At 60.0% G+C, this 16,019-nt stretch carries 20 protein-coding genes; 12 read left to right on the top strand and 8 right to left on the bottom strand.

All coding sequences use genetic code 11. From position 1 onward, the window contains the following. Position 1: 1 nt before the first annotated feature. The 3 genes from LC298_RS03965 to hslV are packed head-to-tail and all read right to left on the bottom strand — an operon-like array spanning position 2 to position 2,245. On the bottom strand, positions 2 to 1,156 hold the full coding sequence (locus LC298_RS03965; protein WP_131564466.1) for a hypothetical protein: 1,155 nt from the start codon (positions 1,154 to 1,156) through the stop codon (positions 2 to 4). Continuing rightward, positions 1,153 to 1,695 carry a GNAT family N-acetyltransferase gene (locus tag LC298_RS03960; protein WP_158284654.1) on the bottom strand — a complete coding sequence of 181 codons (543 nt, stop codon included), beginning with the start codon at positions 1,693 to 1,695 and terminating at the stop codon, positions 1,153 to 1,155. Before LC298_RS03960 ends, LC298_RS03965 begins: the two co-directional genes overlap by 4 nt. Next, positions 1,685 to 2,245, bottom strand: a complete 561-nt coding sequence (hslV, locus tag LC298_RS03955) for an ATP-dependent protease subunit HslV (protein WP_131564470.1) — start codon at positions 2,243 to 2,245, stop codon at positions 1,685 to 1,687. Before hslV ends, LC298_RS03960 begins: the two co-directional genes overlap by 11 nt. Positions 2,246 to 2,426: 181 nt before the next feature. On the opposite strand from hslV, the gene hisB reads away from it, so the two are divergent. The 11 genes from hisB (at position 2,427) to LC298_RS03900 (ending at position 10,895) form a co-directional block, all read left to right on the top strand. Then, a complete protein-coding gene (gene hisB / locus LC298_RS03950) occupies positions 2,427 to 3,020 on the top strand; it encodes an imidazoleglycerol-phosphate dehydratase HisB (RefSeq protein ID WP_131564472.1) in 594 nt (197 codons plus the stop codon). Positions 3,021 to 3,029: 9 nt separating this feature from the next. Next, the gene (locus LC298_RS03945) at positions 3,030 to 3,497 is read left to right on the top strand and encodes a DUF2628 domain-containing protein (RefSeq protein WP_131564474.1); all 468 of its coding nucleotides are present in this window, start codon (positions 3,030 to 3,032) and stop codon (positions 3,495 to 3,497) included. A 3-nt stretch (positions 3,498 to 3,500) separates the two neighbouring features. Further along, complete coding sequence (hisH, locus tag LC298_RS03940) at positions 3,501 to 4,151, top strand: imidazole glycerol phosphate synthase subunit HisH (RefSeq protein WP_131564476.1); 651 nt, start codon at positions 3,501 to 3,503, stop codon at positions 4,149 to 4,151. Continuing rightward, on the top strand, positions 4,148 to 4,891 hold the full coding sequence (hisA, locus tag LC298_RS03935) for a 1-(5-phosphoribosyl)-5-[(5-phosphoribosylamino)methylideneamino]imidazole-4-carboxamide isomerase (RefSeq protein ID WP_131564478.1): 744 nt from the start codon (positions 4,148 to 4,150) through the stop codon (positions 4,889 to 4,891). Before hisH ends, hisA begins: the two co-directional genes overlap by 4 nt. Then, complete coding sequence (locus LC298_RS03930; protein WP_131564480.1) at positions 4,884 to 5,204, top strand: hypothetical protein; 321 nt, start codon at positions 4,884 to 4,886, stop codon at positions 5,202 to 5,204. Before hisA ends, LC298_RS03930 begins: the two co-directional genes overlap by 8 nt. Then, positions 5,201 to 6,007 (top strand): imidazole glycerol phosphate synthase subunit HisF, encoded by an 807-nt coding sequence (hisF, locus tag LC298_RS03925; RefSeq protein ID WP_131564482.1) that lies wholly within the window; start codon positions 5,201 to 5,203, stop codon positions 6,005 to 6,007. Before LC298_RS03930 ends, hisF begins: the two co-directional genes overlap by 4 nt. Continuing rightward, a complete protein-coding gene (locus LC298_RS03920; protein ID WP_131564484.1) occupies positions 6,004 to 6,327 on the top strand; it encodes a phosphoribosyl-ATP diphosphatase in 324 nt (107 codons plus the stop codon). The genes hisF and LC298_RS03920 overlap by 4 nt, the downstream gene beginning before the upstream one ends. A gap of 61 nt (positions 6,328 to 6,388) precedes the next feature. Next, entirely contained in the window at positions 6,389 to 7,393 is a 1,005-nt protein-coding gene (gene coaA / locus LC298_RS03915; protein WP_131564486.1) for a type I pantothenate kinase, read from the top strand. Positions 7,394 to 7,533: 140 nt separating this feature from the next. Next, complete coding sequence (locus LC298_RS03910; RefSeq protein WP_223385526.1) at positions 7,534 to 8,466, top strand: glycosyltransferase family 2 protein; 933 nt, start codon at positions 7,534 to 7,536, stop codon at positions 8,464 to 8,466. A gap of 23 nt (positions 8,467 to 8,489) precedes the next feature. Continuing rightward, a complete protein-coding gene (locus tag LC298_RS03905; RefSeq protein ID WP_223385525.1) occupies positions 8,490 to 9,248 on the top strand; it encodes a class I SAM-dependent methyltransferase in 759 nt (252 codons plus the stop codon). Positions 9,249 to 9,284: 36 nt separating this feature from the next. Then, entirely contained in the window at positions 9,285 to 10,895 is a 1,611-nt protein-coding gene (locus LC298_RS03900; protein ID WP_131564492.1) for a hypothetical protein, read from the top strand. Here LC298_RS03900 and LC298_RS03895 read toward each other — a convergent pair. The 5 genes from LC298_RS03895 to LC298_RS03875 all read right to left on the bottom strand — a co-directional run bounded on the left by LC298_RS03895 (position 10,861) and on the right by LC298_RS03875 (position 14,930). Beyond that, positions 10,861 to 11,475 (bottom strand): alpha-ketoglutarate-dependent dioxygenase AlkB family protein, encoded by a 615-nt coding sequence (locus LC298_RS03895; protein ID WP_131564494.1) that lies wholly within the window; start codon positions 11,473 to 11,475, stop codon positions 10,861 to 10,863. The genes LC298_RS03900 and LC298_RS03895 overlap by 35 nt on opposite strands. A gap of 40 nt (positions 11,476 to 11,515) precedes the next feature. After that, a complete protein-coding gene (gene lysM, locus LC298_RS03890; RefSeq protein ID WP_131564496.1) occupies positions 11,516 to 12,025 on the bottom strand; it encodes a peptidoglycan-binding protein LysM in 510 nt (169 codons plus the stop codon). A gap of 89 nt (positions 12,026 to 12,114) precedes the next feature. Further along, the gene (gene arfB / locus LC298_RS03885; RefSeq protein WP_131564498.1) at positions 12,115 to 12,552 is read right to left on the bottom strand and encodes an alternative ribosome rescue aminoacyl-tRNA hydrolase ArfB; all 438 of its coding nucleotides are present in this window, start codon (positions 12,550 to 12,552) and stop codon (positions 12,115 to 12,117) included. Continuing rightward, positions 12,549 to 13,214 carry a nitroreductase family protein gene (locus LC298_RS03880; protein WP_131564500.1) on the bottom strand — a complete coding sequence of 222 codons (666 nt, stop codon included), beginning with the start codon at positions 13,212 to 13,214 and terminating at the stop codon, positions 12,549 to 12,551. The genes arfB and LC298_RS03880 overlap by 4 nt, the downstream gene beginning before the upstream one ends. Positions 13,215 to 13,319: 105 nt before the next feature. Then, the gene (locus tag LC298_RS03875) at positions 13,320 to 14,930 is read right to left on the bottom strand and encodes a phosphoenolpyruvate carboxykinase (RefSeq protein ID WP_131564502.1); all 1,611 of its coding nucleotides are present in this window, start codon (positions 14,928 to 14,930) and stop codon (positions 13,320 to 13,322) included. Positions 14,931 to 15,293: 363 nt separating this feature from the next. On the opposite strand from LC298_RS03875, the gene LC298_RS03870 reads away from it, so the two are divergent. Further along, a complete protein-coding gene (locus LC298_RS03870; RefSeq protein ID WP_131564504.1) occupies positions 15,294 to 15,998 on the top strand; it encodes a response regulator transcription factor in 705 nt (234 codons plus the stop codon). Positions 15,999 to 16,019: the final 21 nt, after the last annotated feature.

Raw genomic sequence — 16,019 nt, 5'->3', positions numbered from 1 at the left:
ATCACACTTTGATGGGAGGAAGTTTGGATAGCACCGATGTGGGAAGCGTCGATCCGACAATCAAGCGGCGCATATTCTGCCAGCCAGCCCCGAACAGGATAATTAGGCCACCGATCACAAGCAGGATAAGCGCGAAGGGCGGGATGTCCGTTGTGTTTGCCGCGCCGTCGATCAGATAATAGATCCCGAGCGAGCCGAAATAGGCGAATGTCGGTACCAGCAGCGAGCGCCGGTCGATTGCCAGTGCGACATAAACGAAGCCGCCGAACAGCATCCCCAGCATGATCGAGGCGATCATGCCGGGTTCGATCTCGCCGAAGACCACTTCCTGGCCAGTCGCGAGAATGAACAGCGGATGTACCAGCAATGGCGCCGAGATCACATGCAGCCAGAAAGCGCAATCGGACCAGACGGTATGGCGCTCGCGGTCGTGCAGGTCGAATGCGACACCGGTTACAAAGATAATCACACCGCAAGCGAGCGGTACGTAAAGCGCCCGAGCGATGACGTCCGGTATCTGGTCGGGCGTCGGCAGCAAAACGGTACCGCTAGTCACGCTGTCATAGAAGAACAGGGTCGTGGAGACGAAGGCGAAGCCGGTCAGGCATAATGCCAGGATTGCGGCCATGATCGGCACACGAAACCGCAGGAAGTAGATGACTGCCGCAGCGGCGATTACTCCGAAGAATATGGCGGACCATATCCCCGCCTGCGGGCGCAGCGCGGCGTATTGCAGTGGGTTCCGTAGGCTGTCCGGATCGATCCGACCTTCCAGATAGACGGAGACGAGTTTGGCTGCGGCACCCAGAAATCCCAGCCCGAGGAGTGTGCTGGAGAGGCGCATGCGGCGCTGTCGCGTTACAAATTCGGCGACGAGCCAGACAAGGATGCCAAGCATTCCTGCGATGACCGGCGTACTGGTTCCGATCGTGGACCGGAGAACGAAAAGCAGTCCCGCAAACAGCAGGACGACGCCTACCGTCACGAAAAGATCGTTGCCGCCGCCAACAAGGCGCAGTGGTTCGTCGGTGGCTGGCCTCGCAGCCTCGATCACTCCGGTATCCGGGTCGTCGTCCAACGCGAGCAGTTCGTCACGCTGGTCGACGGAAATGATCCCGCGCCTTACCGCCTGCTCGAGTTTCTCGGCTGAGATCATCGGGCAAGTTCTGCTTTGCGATCAGGTGGTAGCCGCATTAGCAGCGCGACCCCGTCATTGCCGACATGGCGGCCAAAGGCTACGAAGCCGGCCTTTTCATAGGCGCGTATGGCACGATGGTTGGTCTCGTCCGGATCGATGACGATGCACCGGTAACCTTCCCGGGCCAGTTTCCGGAGAAATGCGGACAGTACCGCAGAGCCAATCCCCTTGGAAAGCTCGCTCTCCACGCCGATCGACAGATCGACCCCGATCGCGTCGGATGGAAGGTCGGACAGCCATGGTGCATCGTTGTCATGGGCGTCTCGGATCGCGTCGCCGACAGACCAGTACTGGATATAGCCAAGGGCTCTGCCCCCGACACGAAAGATGAAGGGCTTGGTGCTGTCGCGGCCCCCGACCATGGCGCGGATATAGCCTAATTCGACCGCAGGCTCGCCCCACCACTGGCGCCAGTGCGGCCTCCTCATCCAGCGCTCTAAGAGCGGATAATCGTCCGGTCGCACCGGCACGAAGGAGATCTCTGCCTTATTCCGCATCCATGCTTTCGACAACGGTGTTTCCATTGGTGTAGACGCAGATGTCGGCAGCGATTTCCATCGCGCGGCGTGCGATTGCCTCCGCGTCCATGTCACTGTCGACAAGCGCCCGCGCCGCGGCCAGCGCATAATTGCCACCCGATCCGATCGCCATGACCCCGTGTTCCGGTTCCAGCACGTCGCCATTACCCGTGATGCACAGCGAGACCGACTTATCGGCAACGAGCATCATTGCCTCGAGATTGCGCAGATATTTGTCGGTTCGCCAGTCTTTCGCCAGTTCGACAGCTGCACGCATGAGCTGGCCCGGATACTGTTCGAGCTTTTTTTCAAGCCGATCGAGGAGCGAGAAGGCGTCGGCGGTGGCGCCCGCGAACCCCGCAAGCACTTCGCTGTCCTTGCCGATCCTGCGCACCTTGCGGGCGTTGCCCTTGATCACCGTCTGTCCGAGGCTGACCTGGCCGTCGCCAGCAATGATCACCTTGCCTCCCTTGCGGACGGTGACGATGGTGGTGGCGTGCATGGTTCCATAGGGATTGTGTTCGCTCATCATTGATCCTTTCAGCCGCGCGGGAGGCTTCGTTCCGCCCGCCGGGCCGCGCTCGGGTTTCCCGCTATGTAAGCGGAGGAGACGCGAATGCAAACCGGCTCCCTTCGCACTGGTAATGTCGCTAAACCCTTGTTATGAGGCCAAGTCGCCGCCCCGGCGAGCAACAAGAGGGCGACCGTCAATGGCAGCGCGAACCGCGGAAATCACCCGCAAGACCAACGAGACGCGGATCACCGCAAGTGTCGATCTTGACGGGACCGGCATGAATGAAATGAACACCGGCATCGGCTTTTTCGACCACATGCTGGAGCAGCTGTCGCGCCATTCGCTGATCGACATGACGGTCAAGGCGGACGGCGATCTCCACATCGACGACCACCATACAGTGGAAGATACCGGCATCGTGCTTGGCAAGGCCGTGTCCGAGGCGCTTGCAGACCGGCGCGGGGTGACCCGTTACGCCAGTCTCGATCTGGCAATGGACGAAAGCCTGACCCGCGCGGCGATCGATATTTCCGGCCGGCCCTTTCTGGTATGGAAGGTGAATTTTCCGTCAGCGAAGATTGGCACATTCGATACCGAACTCGTTCGCGAGTTCTTTCAGGCGTTTGCCCAACACGCGGGTGTGACGCTGCATGTCGAGAATTTCTACGCCGCAAACAGCCACCATATAGCCGAGACCTGTTTCAAGGCAGTGGCGAGGGTGCTGCGCATGGCCTCGCAGATCGACGGCCGACAGCGGGATGCAATACCGTCGACCAAGGGTTTTCTTTAGGCGGGACACATGGCGAATTTCGTGATCATGGAGCGTCAGCGCCCGGCGGGCGGGACGGTCGATACGGTGATGATCCGCGACGACCTTGCAGTTCTTGCGGTCATCTTTCCACTGTTCTGGCTCTTGTGGCACCGCCTGTGGTTCGCCGCGCTAGGCCTACTCTTGGTGACGGTGGCACTCGCACTTGCCGGAGAGATTCTGAAGAGCGATCTCGCTCTCGTTTTGGCTGGGCTGGTGGTCGGCGTCTTCGTCGCCCTTGAAGGTCCGGCGATGCGCATGGGAAGGTATCGGCGCGAGGGGTATCGCGATGCCGGCGCCGTCCAGGCACCCGATCTGAGCGAAGCGGAAATGAGGTGGTTCGCGCGCCGTCGACCGAAGGCGAACGCGCTTATTGCCGTGCCGGCGGTGGCCAATGTTACCCGGCCCGTCGACGACAGCGACGTGATGTTCGGCTTTTCCGGCGATACGGGGTCCTAGGCCATGCGTGTCGCGATCATTGATTACGGCTCGGGCAATCTTCGTTCGGCGCTGAAGTCCTTCGAGCGCGCAGCGCGCGAGGGCGGAAGCAGCGCCGAGGTCGAACTGACATCCGATGCGCAGCGTGTGGCGTCCGCCGATCGCATCGTGCTTCCCGGCGTCGGCGCCTATGCCGATTGCCGATCGGGGCTCGATGCGGTGCCTGGCATGGTCGATGCGCTGAACGAGGCCGTCATATCGAACGGACGCCCGTTTTTCGGCATTTGCGTCGGCATGCAGCTTATGTCGTCGCGGGGACTCGAAAAGACCGTCACCCGGGGGCTTGGCTGGATTCCGGGCGATGCCATCGAAATGACGCCGGACGATCCCGCGCTAAAAATTCCGCAGATCGGCTGGAATACGCTCGATCTTGTGCGAGACCATCCTCTGTTCGACGACATACCGACAGGACCGGACGGGCTGCATGCATATTTCGTCCATTCCTATCATCTGGCGGCAGCGGAAGAAGACGACGTGGTCGCCCGCACGGAGTATGGCGGGCCGGTCACCGCGGCGGTCGCGCGAGGCAACATGTTCGGCACCCAGTTCCACCCCGAGAAGAGCCAAGCCCTCGGACTGGCCCTGATCGCCAACTTCCTGAAATGGTCGCCATGAAGATCCTGTTTCCCGCCATCGACCTGAAGGACGGCCAGTGCGTGCGCCTCGTTAAGGGCGACATGGATCAGGCGACGGTCTACAACGCCGATCCCGCCGCCCAGGCCAGGGCCTTCGAGGAACAGGGCTTCGAATGGCTGCATGTGGTCGATCTTAACGGCGCCTTCGAGGGCCAGTCGGTCAATGGCGATGCCGTCGAGGCGATTTTGGGGGCGACGAAGAATCCCGTGCAGTTGGGCGGCGGCATCCGCACGCTCGCCCATATCGAAAACTGGCTCGAAAAGGGTCTCGCGCGGGTCATTCTCGGCACGGTCGCGGTGCGCGATCCCGAACTGGTTATGGAGGCATGCAGGCGCTTTCCCGGAAAGGTCGCCGTCGGCATCGACGCGAAAGGCGGTAAGGTTGCCGTCGAGGGCTGGGCGGAGGAGTCCGAACTTGGCGTCACCGAACTGGCGAGGAAATTTGAGGGCGCGGGCGTCGCCGCGATCGTTTACACCGATATCGACCGGGATGGAATTCTGACCGGTATAAACTGGGGCGCGACGCTGGACCTCGCCGACGCGGTGTCGATCCCCGTGATCGCCTCGGGGGGCCTTGCCTCCATCGCCGACGTCGTCCGCATGACGATGCCGGATGCCACCAAGCTGGAAGGCGCGATCTCCGGCCGGGCGCTGTATGACGGCCGGATCGATCCTGCAGAGGCGCTGGCGGTGCTGAGAGCGGAGCAGATCGATGAATGAAAACGCCCGCAAAGGCACGGGCCCGATGCGATCGGGCACCGCCCTAGCGGCAATATTCCTATTCATGTCCGCGCCACTGATTGCGTTTTTGTTGGCGATCGGCCTTAGCTGGCTGGTTGGATGCGAGGCGGTCGACAGGGTCTTGCCGTGCGTTGTTGCCGGGGCCGACATCGCGCCGATGCTTAACGTCGCTGCGCTCGCCGGCTGGGCCATGCTGGCGACAGTACCCATCGGTGTCTGCCTTCTGATCGTCTGGGCGATCGTGTTTGCTAGAACCAGTCCGCGCCGCGTGAGCGGAAAGAAACCGTCATGACATTGAAGGCCCGCGTCATTCCCTGTCTCGACGTCAAGGACGGCCGCGTCGTCAAAGGCGTCAACTTCGTTGATCTGGTCGATGCCGGCGATCCGGTCGAGGCGGCGAAGGCCTATGATGCGGCGGGCGCGGACGAGTTGTGCTTTCTCGACATCACTGCCTCCTCCGACAACCGCGACACGATTTACGACGTCGTTGCGCGCACCGCTGAGCAGTGCTTCATGCCGCTTACCGTTGGCGGCGGCGTGCGCGCGGTGGAAGATGTGCGCAAGCTGCTGCTGGCCGGTGCGGACAAGGTATCCATCAACACGGCGGCGGTTCAAAGACCGGAACTGGTTGCCGAAGCGGCCGACAAGTTCGGAAACCAGTGCATCGTCGTCGCGATCGATGCGAAGACAGTCGACGAAGGCGACGGCGAACCGCACTGGGAGATCTTCACCCATGGCGGGCGCGTGCCGACCGGGATCGACGCGGTCGACTTCGCTCGAAAGGTGGTCGGTCTTGGGGCGGGAGAGATACTGCTCACCTCCATGGACCGCGACGGCACAAAGATCGGCTACAACATCCCGCTCACTCGCGCGGTCGCCGACGCAGTGCGTGTGCCGGTAATCGCCTCGGGGGGAGTGGGCACGCTTGACCATATGGTCGAAGGCATTCGCGAAGGTCACGCCACCGCGGTGCTCGCCGCCTCTATTTTTCACTTCGGAACCCACACGATCGCCGAGGCGAAGCGGCACATGGCCAAGGCGGGAGTCCAGGTGCGGGAGGATTTGTACAAGACGGACAGGGAGGCAGCCCGATGAGCGGTTTCACGCTCCACGATCTCGAAGCGATTATCGCCACTCGGGTCACGTCCGGCGATGCGTCATCGTGGACCGCAAGGCTTGTTGCCGGGGGAATGGACAAGGCAACCAAGAAGCTCGGCGAGGAGGCGGTCGAAGCCGTCATCGCGGCGCTCGGGGAGGGGCGGGGGGCGCTTGTAGCGGAAGCCGCCGATCTCCTGTACCATTTACTTGTGGTTCTGAGAATGCGGGACATATCGGTGGACGATGTTCTTGCGGAACTCGAAAGACGGACCGCCCAATCGGGGCTTGAGGAGAAGGCTGGCCGCCGGGAGAACTGAGTTGAGATCACATGATGTGTCCGTCATGCCAGCGCGTAGGTAGGCGGGACCTGTTCCTCTGATGGACCAGTCGGTGAAGCGATCCACATCCCTAGACGATCCCGATCCCTTCGATCAGCTGTCGGGCAGCGAACTCTCGCCTTATCGCCGTTTCGCCGCGTCGGAGTGGGCCGCATTCCGCGCCGACACGCCGCTCACGCTGACCGAGGACGAGGTCAAGCGCCTGCGATCGCTGAACGACCCCGTCGATCTCGACGAGGTCCGGCGCATTTATCTGTCTATGTCGCGCTTGCTCTACGCGCACGTGGAAGCGTCCCAAAGTCTTTTTGAGCAGCGCAAGCGCTTTCTCAGTGTGGACGAGGCGATCAAGACGCCGTTCATCATAGGGATTGCCGGGTCTGTTGCTGTGGGCAAGTCAACCACCGCGCGCATATTGAAGGAACTGCTTGCCCGATGGCCATCGAGCCCGAAGGTGGACTTGGTGACCACCGATGGTTTTCTGCTCCCCAACGCAGTGCTCCGTGAACACGGGCTCATGGAGCGCAAGGGGTTTCCGGAAAGCTACGACGTAAGCGCGGTTCTGAAATTTCTCTCGGCGATCAAGGCTGGCGAACAGGCGGTGCGCGCGCCGATATATTCGCACATGACTTACGATGTCCTCCCTGACGAGTTCATCACAATTGACCGGCCGGATATTCTGGTTTTCGAAGGCATCAATGTTCTGCAGGTCCGCGACCTGCCGGAAGACGGCAAGATGGTGCCGTTCGTGTCGGACTATTTCGATTTTTCAATCTACATCGACGCGCCAGAGGAACTGATCCACGACTGGTACGTGACCCGGTTCATGCAGTTGCGCCAGACTGCGTTCCGCGACCCGCGCTCTTTCTTCCATCGTTATGCTGAACTGTCGGAAACCGCGGCGCTCTCCATCGCCGAGGGGCTTTGGAGCAACATCAATCTGAGGAACCTGAAAGAGAACATCCAGCCCACGCGCCCGCGGGCTGACCTCATCCTGCGCAAGGGCTCCGACCATATGGTGGAAGAGGTGCTGCTGAGGAAGTTGTAGCAACCCGCTGTAATCAATTTTTAGGCTTTACATGGTTAAGTCTGTTGAACCGGAGCCGATCCAAAATGGACCGCAGCGGCACTTCAAGAAGGCTGGAAAGAGCAGTCATCAGATCTACGAACGAAAGACGTCGCACGATAGTGGCCCTAATCGTTCCGGTCTTCAATGAGGCTGGCTCGATCCTGCCGTTTTTGCATGAAACTGGTGACATAATCGATCCGCTGGAAACTGACGATTTCGGCTTTAGCCTGATCTTCGTTAATGACGGCAGCACTGACTCGACGCTTGAAACGTTGGTCACTGCCCAGAAGGCCGATCCGCGCATCCGTATTATTGATCTGTCGCGCAATTTCGGGAAGGAGGCCGCGCTGACGGCGGGGCTCGATGCATGCAGCGCGGACGCGGCCATCCCGATCGACGTTGATCTACAGGATCCTCCGGAAGTCATCCCGCAACTGCTCGAGCATTGGCGAAAAGGCTCGAACGTCGTCATCGCCAAGCGTCTGGATCGCTCAAGCGACACGCTGGTCAAGAGCAAGACGGCTTTCTTGTTCTACCGCGTGCATAATATGCTGTCGAAAACGCAGATCCCGGAAAATGTTGGCGATTTCCGCCTCATGGATCGGGCTGTTCTGGATGTTCTCAAGGACATGCCAGAACGTAGGCGCTTCATGAAAGGCCTGTTTGCCTGGGTCGGTTTCGAGACCGCGATCGTCGAATACAAACGCGCAGCCCGCTCCGATGGCCGTACTACCTTCACGCCGTGGAAGCTCTGGAATTTCGCTCTCGAGGGCATAACCAGCTTCTCGAACCTTCCGCTGGAAATCTGGGGCTACGTGGGAAGCGCCATTTCGGCGCTGGCTTTCCTTTACGGCGGTCTTCTCGCGGGACGGGCGATCTTCATCGGAGCTGACGTGCCGGGCTACACGTCCCTGATGACGAGCATCCTGTTTCTGGGCGGCGTACAGCTGATCGGCATCGGCGTTCTTGGCCAATATCTCGGCCGCGTCTACGAGGAAGTGAAACGGCGCCCGGTCTACGTGGTGCGTAAGGTCTACGAGGGTGACGAATAGTGGAACCGGCAGCCTATCGAAAAATGGCGGACACTGAGGATCTGCACTGGTGGTTCTGTGGTCGCAGGGCAGTGGCGGGCGCCGTGCTCGACTCGCTTGGGTTGCCTGAGCCGCTTTCCATTCTGGAGATTGGTGCGGGAACCGGCGGTAACATCGCGATGCTCTCGCGCTACGGTACGGTGACCGCGGTTGAGATGGATGCCAACGCCCGACTCATCGCCTCCGAGAAAACCGGGGTCAGCTTGCTGGCCGGCCATCTCCCTGACGGCCTGCCGAATTTCGAGGGGAAGTTCGACCTGATCTGCCTGTTTGACGTGCTCGAACATGTCGAGAGGGACGGCGCGGCGCTCGAGGCCATTTCTGGCCTTGTTGCGCCCGGCGGCCGGCTTCTGCTGACAGTTCCAGCACATCAATGGCTGTGGAGCCACCACGACAAGATCCTGCATCACTTTCGCAGATATTCGCGAGCGGGCCTTGCCGAGGTACTGCGCTCGACGGGCTATGCGATTGAGCGTCTGACCTTTACCAACTCGGCATTGTTTCCGGCCGCCGCTGCCGCGCGGCTTCTTGACCGAGGGTTGTCGAGGGGCAAGGAGGCCCCTTCGAGCGGCTCGGACATGCCGCCAAGACTGGCCAACGCGGTCATGAAGTGGTTGTTCCGGTCCGAAAAATACATTCTCGGCCGGTTTGACTCGCCAATTGGACTGGGTTTGTTGGCGATCGCGCGGCCCATCGGCACCGCAAGCCGCGTGCAGGCGGAAAACAGCACCGCTGCGATCTGACCAATGCGTAGGAGAACCTCCCATGATGAACGCGGAATGGACGGACCACTGCCGGCTCCCGCGATAGATACCCTCAACTCCCGGGTGGGTACTTCCGTTTCCGGCCTCCATGCGGGTTCGGTGGTGATCAGCACCGTCATTCTCGCGGTATCGGCATGGCACATGTTCACAAGCGGCACGCATGCAGATGTTAGCTGGCTGCTGACCGTCGGAGAAAGGATAATGGCGGGAGAACGGCTCTACGTCGATGTGGTCGAAAACAATCCGCCCCTGTCGGTTTTTCTTTACCTTCCGTTCGGCTGGCTCGGTTCAGTCACCCCGGTTCTTGCCGAACATTGGACAGTAATGGGAACCTATGTCTGGACTATCGGCTTCGGTACGGTTGCCCTCCTGATGAGCGAAAGGCTCGGGCTCACAACGTCCCGAGAGAGATGGATATTGGTGCCAGCGGGGCTTTACGTACTCACCCTGCTCATGCCCCCCACATTCTCTCAGCGGGAACATTTCGGCGTCGCGTCGGCGCTTCCCCTGCTCGTTTTAGCGGCTTGCCGCATGGACTTGAAAAACGATCTTCGGCCGCGCCTAGTGTGGAGCGCCGTGGCAGGTGTCGGCGCAGCCATCACCATGATGTTCAAACCCCATTACGCACTGGTGTTCCTGTTTCCCTATCTGCTGGCAGCGGGCACGGCCCGCTCCGTTCGGGTTCTTTTCACTCCGGAAATTCTCATCGCTGCAATCGCAACAGTGCTTCATGGTGTGTCTCTATGGCGTCTGTATCCGGAATATTTTTCGCAGATCGTCCCTCTGATGCTGGATGTCTATCTGTTCCGTCATTCTTTGGTGACGCTGGTTCTAGTCATGAATTGGATTCAGCTGGTGCTTGGGGTGGTGCTTGCCGCGCTGATGATGTCGGTGGCACCGCGACGCGAGAACCCGTTGGTCTGGGCTCTTGCCGCCGGTGCCTTCGGTTTCTACTGCACGTTCCTGATCATAGGTAAAGGCTGGAACTACCACGTCATGCCTGCCCTGTCGCTCACGGCAATGGCGATCGCGGTCGCCGGTGCGCGCTGGATCCTGCGCGAATGGGCGAGTTTGTCCATCGGCCCACCTCTCCTGACGCTGGTGATGGCAGCGAGTGTGGTTTTCTCTCTGACCATCTTGACATGGAACCGCTTCGAACCGCCGCACGCCCTCGTTGCTCGTCTGCGTGCGATCGCACCCAACCCAGTCGTGGCATCTGTCTCCGGTCACATTGGAGCCGGTTTCCCTCTAGTACGCATGCTGCGGGGTACGTGGCTGGAGCGGACCTGCTCGGATTGGATTGTCGCCTGGGGATACACTACCCTTCTTAGGGACGCGTCGGTCGACGCTGCGCGGCGCGCGCGAATCGAGGACCGCACCGCCGCTTCGCTCGCGTACAAGATCAGGATGTGGACTGCCACGCCGCCCGACATTGTTGTACTTGATCCCGAACCCACTGCGTCCACGAATCCGTTGACCGACAACCCGGAATTCGCAAGTATTCTGGCCGGATATACGGTGGTCCATGCGGAGTTCTGGGGCCGGGTGGCCCTGAAAGAAGAATTAGTCTCTGCGTGGGAAGGTGGGAGCGTTATGGCCTCGTCACCCGGCGCAGCGTCAGATTGATGCGACCGCCGTTCTTCAGCAGCGTGGACGTCCCCGGATAAACGCGATCGACGCCGTGATAGCTGAGCCGTGCATCTCCGCCCATCACGACGATATCGCCGCTGGCGAGCTTCAGTGAAGAGGTTCGCCCTTTGCGGGTGGTGCCCCCGATCCGGAAAAGACACGTATCGCCGAGCGAAATTGAGACAACCGGGGCGGCGAATTCGTCCTCGTCGCGGTCCTGATGCAATCCCATCTTCGTGCCCGGCTCATAGAAATTGATGAGGCAGGCCTCGGGCGGGTGCCCGTAGCCGCTGACCTTGTTCCAAATTCGCAAAAGCCTGGTGGGAATAGGCGGCCAAGGCCGTCCGGTCACCGGATGCGTTGACTCGTATCGATAACCCTTCTCCTTGTCCGTCAGCCAGCCGAGCTCGCCGCAATTCGTCATCTTGACGCCCAACGGCTTTCCCGTGCGTGGCATCATCGGCACATAGAGCGGAGCCTCCACGATGGTATTCCGGATCTCGTCGAGGAGGGCTCGCTGTTCGTCCTCCGGCAGCGCACTAGCAATGTGCTTCAATCCCTGTGGCAGATGCTCCATGGATTTGTCCACTTCGGGACCTGCGTTCCTGCCGCCGATCTCACGCCTGGCCCGCTGCTGGAATGCGCAAAACCTGGCCTGGATAGATCTTGTCGGGGTGGCTCAGCATCGGCTTGTTCGCTTCGAAAATCTCGTTGTATCTCGACCCGTCGCCATAAGCCTTCTCCGCGATCGCCCAAAGCGTGTCGCCCTTTTCGACTGTGTGTAGCTTGGGGTCGTTTGCAGGTCCGGCGGCCGCGATGACCTCGTTGATGTCTGTGTTCGCATCGAGTTTCAAGCCGCTCTCCGGCGGCACCACCTTGAGCTCGGATGCCTCGACCTTGGAGATGCCGAGCGTGTTTCCCACCGCAATCACCGCTTTTTCGAATGCCGACTGATCCGCCACCGCACCCTTGATGATCGCGGTATCACCCTTCATCTCCACGTTCACGGCTTCGGTGCCGATCTTGTGCGAATCAAGCTCCTTCTTGAGCTCCTTTGCGTTCTCTTCCTCGTCGTCGCCGAAACCGAGCTTCTTGCCGGCGGATTTCACGAAATCGAAAAAGCCCATGGGAATTCCTCTTGGTTCAGGTGGCTCGTCTAGAACGTTTCGCACGGAAACGATCGAAGTGCACTATCGATCCTTCGGTTTCTTCGTCCTTAATCATCATCGAGGACCTTGCCGCGCGCGCGTTTGATGCCGCTGCGCACGGTTTTCGCCTTCAAGCGGCGCTCAACCGAGCCGCGCGTCGGCCGGGTTTTCCTTCGCGGCGGCGGTGGTGGCTCCAACGCCTTGGCGACGAGTGCCCGCAGCCGGTCCCTGGCGTCTTCCCGGTTGCGCTCTTGCGTCCGAAAGCGATTCGCCTGAATCAGGATACTGCCATCCTTTGCCGCTCGCTTTCCGGCCAGTTTGATCAGTCGCTCGAACTGGGCGTCGGTGAAGACGCCTGCGGAGCGTGGGAAGAACCGCAGCTGTACGGCTGTGGCATTCTTATTGACGCTTTGTCCGCCCGGTCCGCGGGCAAGAACGAAATCCTCCGTCATCGACCAGCCGGGAAGCTGGAACCCCGAACGAATCGCCAGGTCGCCGGTGCTCATTCGATCCAGTTCACGATCTCGCCGAGCGGTTTCCTCGAAATGGCTGGAACCCGCGTGTCTTCTGCAGGATAGCCTGCGGCCAGCAGGATGGACGGCTTCTCGTTCACGGGCCGTCCACAGATGTCGGACAGAAAACTCATTGGGGACGGGGTGTGGGTCAGGGTCGCCAAGCCAGCATTATGCAGGGCTGTGACGAGGAACCCTGTCGCGATGCCGACCGACTCGTGAACGTAGTAGTTCTTCGTCCGCCTCCCGTCAGGACCAACACCGTATCGCTCCGCGAAGATGACGATAAGCCACGGCGCGGTTTCCAGGAACGGCTTGTTGGCGTCCGTCCCGAGCGCCGCCAGGGCATCAAGCCATTCCTCGCCCGCCCGTCCTGCATAGAATTCCCGCTCCTCCGCCTCGGCCGCTTCGCGAATTCTCTGCTTGGTACCGGGTTCGGAAATGCAGACGAAGCGCCAAGGTTGCTGGTTGGCGCCCGAGGGCGCGGTACCCGCGACGCGAACGCAATTTTCGATGATCGCCCGGTCGACCGGTCGCGGTGAGAAGTCGCGCACAGTTCGGCGCTTAGCCATCAGCTCGGCGAAATCAGCTGCGCGTCGGCGCATGTCGTCCGGCGGAAAAGTGAATGGCTGAAGGGGCTGGGTCGGATGGGCCATGGGACGCTCGGATTGTCCGGAGACGATATCCGCTGCCTCTCCATATGAAAAGTAGCGCCCGTTCGTCACGGACGCCACCGGCGTTCTCAGAGGTTTAACTTCAGCTCATTCAGCGGCTTGAAGAAATCGAGGCGCTGCGTCCATGACGTCGATCTCGACATGATGGGCGAATTTCTCGAAGTTCGCGATGAACATGTCGGCGAGCTTGCGCGCCTGTTCGTCATAGGCTGCCCCGTCCGCCCATGTGCCGCGGGGATCTAGGATCGCCGGATCAACCCCTTCCACGGAGACCGGAATATCGAAGCCGAAATTAGGGTCGGTGCGGAACAGCGAATCGCTCAACGCTCCGCCGAGCGCCGCTTGCAGCAGAGTGCGGGTTGCCGTGATCGGCATTCGTTGTCCCGTTCCATAGGCTCCGCCGGTCCAGCCGGTGTTGACAAGCCAGCAATTGACGCCGTGCCTAGCGATTAGGTCGCGCAGAAGATTGCCATATTCTGACGGATGTCGCGGCATGAAGGGCGCGCCGAAGCAGGTTGAAAACGTTGCTTCGGGCTCGGTTACGCCCTTTTCTGTGCCGGCGACTTTCGCTGTGTATCCGGATAGGAAGTGGTACATGGCCTGCGCCGGCGTGAGCTTGGCGATCGGCGGCATCACGCCGAAGGCATCGGCAGTCAGCATGATGATGTTCGACGGCTGTCCCGCCCGGCCGGTCTCGCTCGCATTCGCGATATAGTGGAGAGGGTAGGCGCAACGCGTGTTTTCGGTCAGCGTCCCATCGTCGAAATCTGGGACGCGGGCATCGTCGAGGACGACATTTTCCAGCACGGTCCCGAAGCGGCGTGTTGTTGCGAAGATTTCCGGTTCCGCTTCGGCCGAAAGGCGGATGGTCTTGGCATAGCAACCGCCCTCGAAATTGAAGATCCCGTTTTCGCTCCAGCCGTGCTCGTCGTCGCCGATCAGCGTGCGCGCAGGATCGGCCGAAAGCGTGGTCTTGCCGGTTCCCGACAGGCCGAAGAAGATCGCCACATCGCCGTCATTTCCCACATTGGCTGAGCAGTGCATCGGCATCACGCCGCTCTCCGGCAGAAGGTAGTTGAGCGCGGTGAAGACGGACTTTTTCATTTCGCCGGCATAGGACGTGCCGCCGATCAGGACGATCATGCGTGTGAGATCGACTGCGATTACCGTTTCGCTGCGGCATCCGTGCCGATCCGGGTCTGCTGTGAAGGACGGAAGGTCGATGATTGTCATCTTCGGCACGAACGAACGCAGCGCGTCGCGCTCCGGTCTGATCAGCAGATTGCGGATGAAGAGCGAATGCCAGGCGTTCTCACCGACGACGCGGACCGGAATCCGATGATCGGCGTCGGCACCGCCCAGCAAATCCTGGACGAATAGATCTTTTCCGTCGGCATGGGCGAGCATGTCGGCGTGAAGCCTGTCGAATGCGTCCGGTGCTATCGACTTGTTGTTGTCCCACCAGATTTTCTCGTCGACTTGCCCGTCGCGGACAATGAACTTGTCCTTGGCGGACCGGCCGGTATGGGCCCCGGTACGGGCGACCAGAGCTCCGTGAGCGCTGAGTATCGCTTCGTCCCGCTTCAACGACTTTTCATACAATTCCGCTTCGGTGAGGTTGTAATAGACGGCGCGCGGAGCATGAAAACCTTGTTTCTCCAGTCCGTGTGTCGAATTATACAAGCCGTTTCTCGTCATTGTCCTCACCACAGCATTGCGATTGATCGGATTGCGGGAGCCTTGTTCACCTGCAAATTTTTTTAATCTGTTTAGATTTCCGTTTAAACAGTCTAGTGCGTGAAACAGAAATGCCCAGATGATTCAAATAATTAATCGATTGAAGGTTTAAAAAAAAATTTCAATCGTTTGATTTACACGAGAAGGGTGGCCACCTTAACCTTACCGCTTAATATTTTTGTGTGGTGATCCACCCGGCGGAACTCCGGGTCGCAATGACACGCAACGGGTTCTGTGCCACATTTTGCGCCAAGTTTAGGCGTCAACCGCTCGCTTTGTGTAACGAGCAAGGGACAGAACGCCGTGCCTGGGGAGAATTTCAGCATGCAGACGATTGCGCTGGTCGATGACGACCGGAACATTCTGACTTCTGTTTCGATCGCATTGGAATCGGAGGGCTACCGGGTCGAGACGTTTACCGACGGCGCCTCCGCGCTCGAGGGACTGATGGCCCGTCAGCCGAGTTTGGCCATCCTCGACATCAAGATGCCTCGGATGGACGGAATGGAACTGTTGCGCCGTCTTCGGCAGCGATCCGATTTGCCGGTAATTTTCCTCACCTCAAAGGATGACGAGATCGACGAGTTGTTCGGGCTGAAGATGGGCGCCGACGATTTCATCACCAAGCCCTTCTCCCAGCGTCTTCTGGTTGAGCGCGTGCGCGCGGTGTTGCGCAGGACAGCCGCACGCGAGATCACCCTGAAGGGCGACACGACGACCGCTGCGCAGTCAATTGTTCGCGGCAATCTGGTGCTCGATCAGGAGCGTCATACCTGCACATGGAAAGACAGCCCCGTGACCTTGACGGTGACGGAGTTTCTCATTCTTCACGCGCTCGCCCAGCGGCCGGGGGTGGTGAAAAGCCGGGATTCGCTTATGGATGCGGCCTATGATGATCAAGTGTATGTCGACGATCGGACAATCGACAGCCACATCAAGCGGCTGCGCAAGAAGTTCAAGGTGGTCGATGACGACTTCGATATGATCGAGACGCTCTATGGCGTAGGCTACCGCTTCCGCGAGGCTTGATCGTTAATCGACGGAGTAAAG

Source organism: Oricola cellulosilytica, assembly GCF_019966575.1.
Taxonomy (GTDB): domain Bacteria; phylum Pseudomonadota; class Alphaproteobacteria; order Rhizobiales; family Rhizobiaceae; genus Oricola; species Oricola cellulosilytica.
The sequence above is the reverse complement of the archived record's forward strand: the minus strand, read 5'-3'. Positions and strand labels throughout refer to the sequence as shown.

Bases quoted from the DNA above. Each gene is read 5' to 3' on its own strand.
- LC298_RS03965 (WP_131564466.1), bottom strand. From the start codon at position 1,156: ATGATCTCAGCCGAGAAACTCGAGCAGGCGGTAAGGCGCGGGATCATT.
- LC298_RS03960 (WP_158284654.1), bottom strand. From the start codon at position 1,695: ATGCGGAATAAGGCAGAGATCTCCTTCGTGCCGGTGCGACCGGACGAT.
- hslV (WP_131564470.1), bottom strand. From the start codon at position 2,245: ATGAGCGAACACAATCCCTATGGAACCATGCACGCCACCACCATCGTC.
- hisB (WP_131564472.1), top strand. From the start codon at position 2,427: ATGGCAGCGCGAACCGCGGAAATCACCCGCAAGACCAACGAGACGCGG.
- LC298_RS03945 (WP_131564474.1), top strand. From the start codon at position 3,030: ATGGCGAATTTCGTGATCATGGAGCGTCAGCGCCCGGCGGGCGGGACG.
- hisH (WP_131564476.1), top strand. From the start codon at position 3,501: ATGCGTGTCGCGATCATTGATTACGGCTCGGGCAATCTTCGTTCGGCG.
- hisA (WP_131564478.1), top strand. From the start codon at position 4,148: ATGAAGATCCTGTTTCCCGCCATCGACCTGAAGGACGGCCAGTGCGTG.
- LC298_RS03930 (WP_131564480.1), top strand. From the start codon at position 4,884: ATGAATGAAAACGCCCGCAAAGGCACGGGCCCGATGCGATCGGGCACC.
- hisF (WP_131564482.1), top strand. From the start codon at position 5,201: ATGACATTGAAGGCCCGCGTCATTCCCTGTCTCGACGTCAAGGACGGC.
- LC298_RS03920 (WP_131564484.1), top strand. From the start codon at position 6,004: ATGAGCGGTTTCACGCTCCACGATCTCGAAGCGATTATCGCCACTCGG.
- coaA (WP_131564486.1), top strand. From the start codon at position 6,389: ATGGACCAGTCGGTGAAGCGATCCACATCCCTAGACGATCCCGATCCC.
- LC298_RS03905 (WP_223385525.1), top strand. From the start codon at position 8,490: ATGGCGGACACTGAGGATCTGCACTGGTGGTTCTGTGGTCGCAGGGCA.
- LC298_RS03900 (WP_131564492.1), top strand. From the start codon at position 9,285: ATGGACGGACCACTGCCGGCTCCCGCGATAGATACCCTCAACTCCCGG.
- LC298_RS03895 (WP_131564494.1), bottom strand. From the start codon at position 11,475: ATGGAGCATCTGCCACAGGGATTGAAGCACATTGCTAGTGCGCTGCCG.
- lysM (WP_131564496.1), bottom strand. From the start codon at position 12,025: ATGGGCTTTTTCGATTTCGTGAAATCCGCCGGCAAGAAGCTCGGTTTC.
- arfB (WP_131564498.1), bottom strand. From the start codon at position 12,552: ATGAGCACCGGCGACCTGGCGATTCGTTCGGGGTTCCAGCTTCCCGGC.
- LC298_RS03880 (WP_131564500.1), bottom strand. From the start codon at position 13,214: ATGGCCCATCCGACCCAGCCCCTTCAGCCATTCACTTTTCCGCCGGAC.
- LC298_RS03875 (WP_131564502.1), bottom strand. From the start codon at position 14,930: ATGACGAGAAACGGCTTGTATAATTCGACACACGGACTGGAGAAACAA.
- LC298_RS03870 (WP_131564504.1), top strand. From the start codon at position 15,294: ATGCAGACGATTGCGCTGGTCGATGACGACCGGAACATTCTGACTTCT.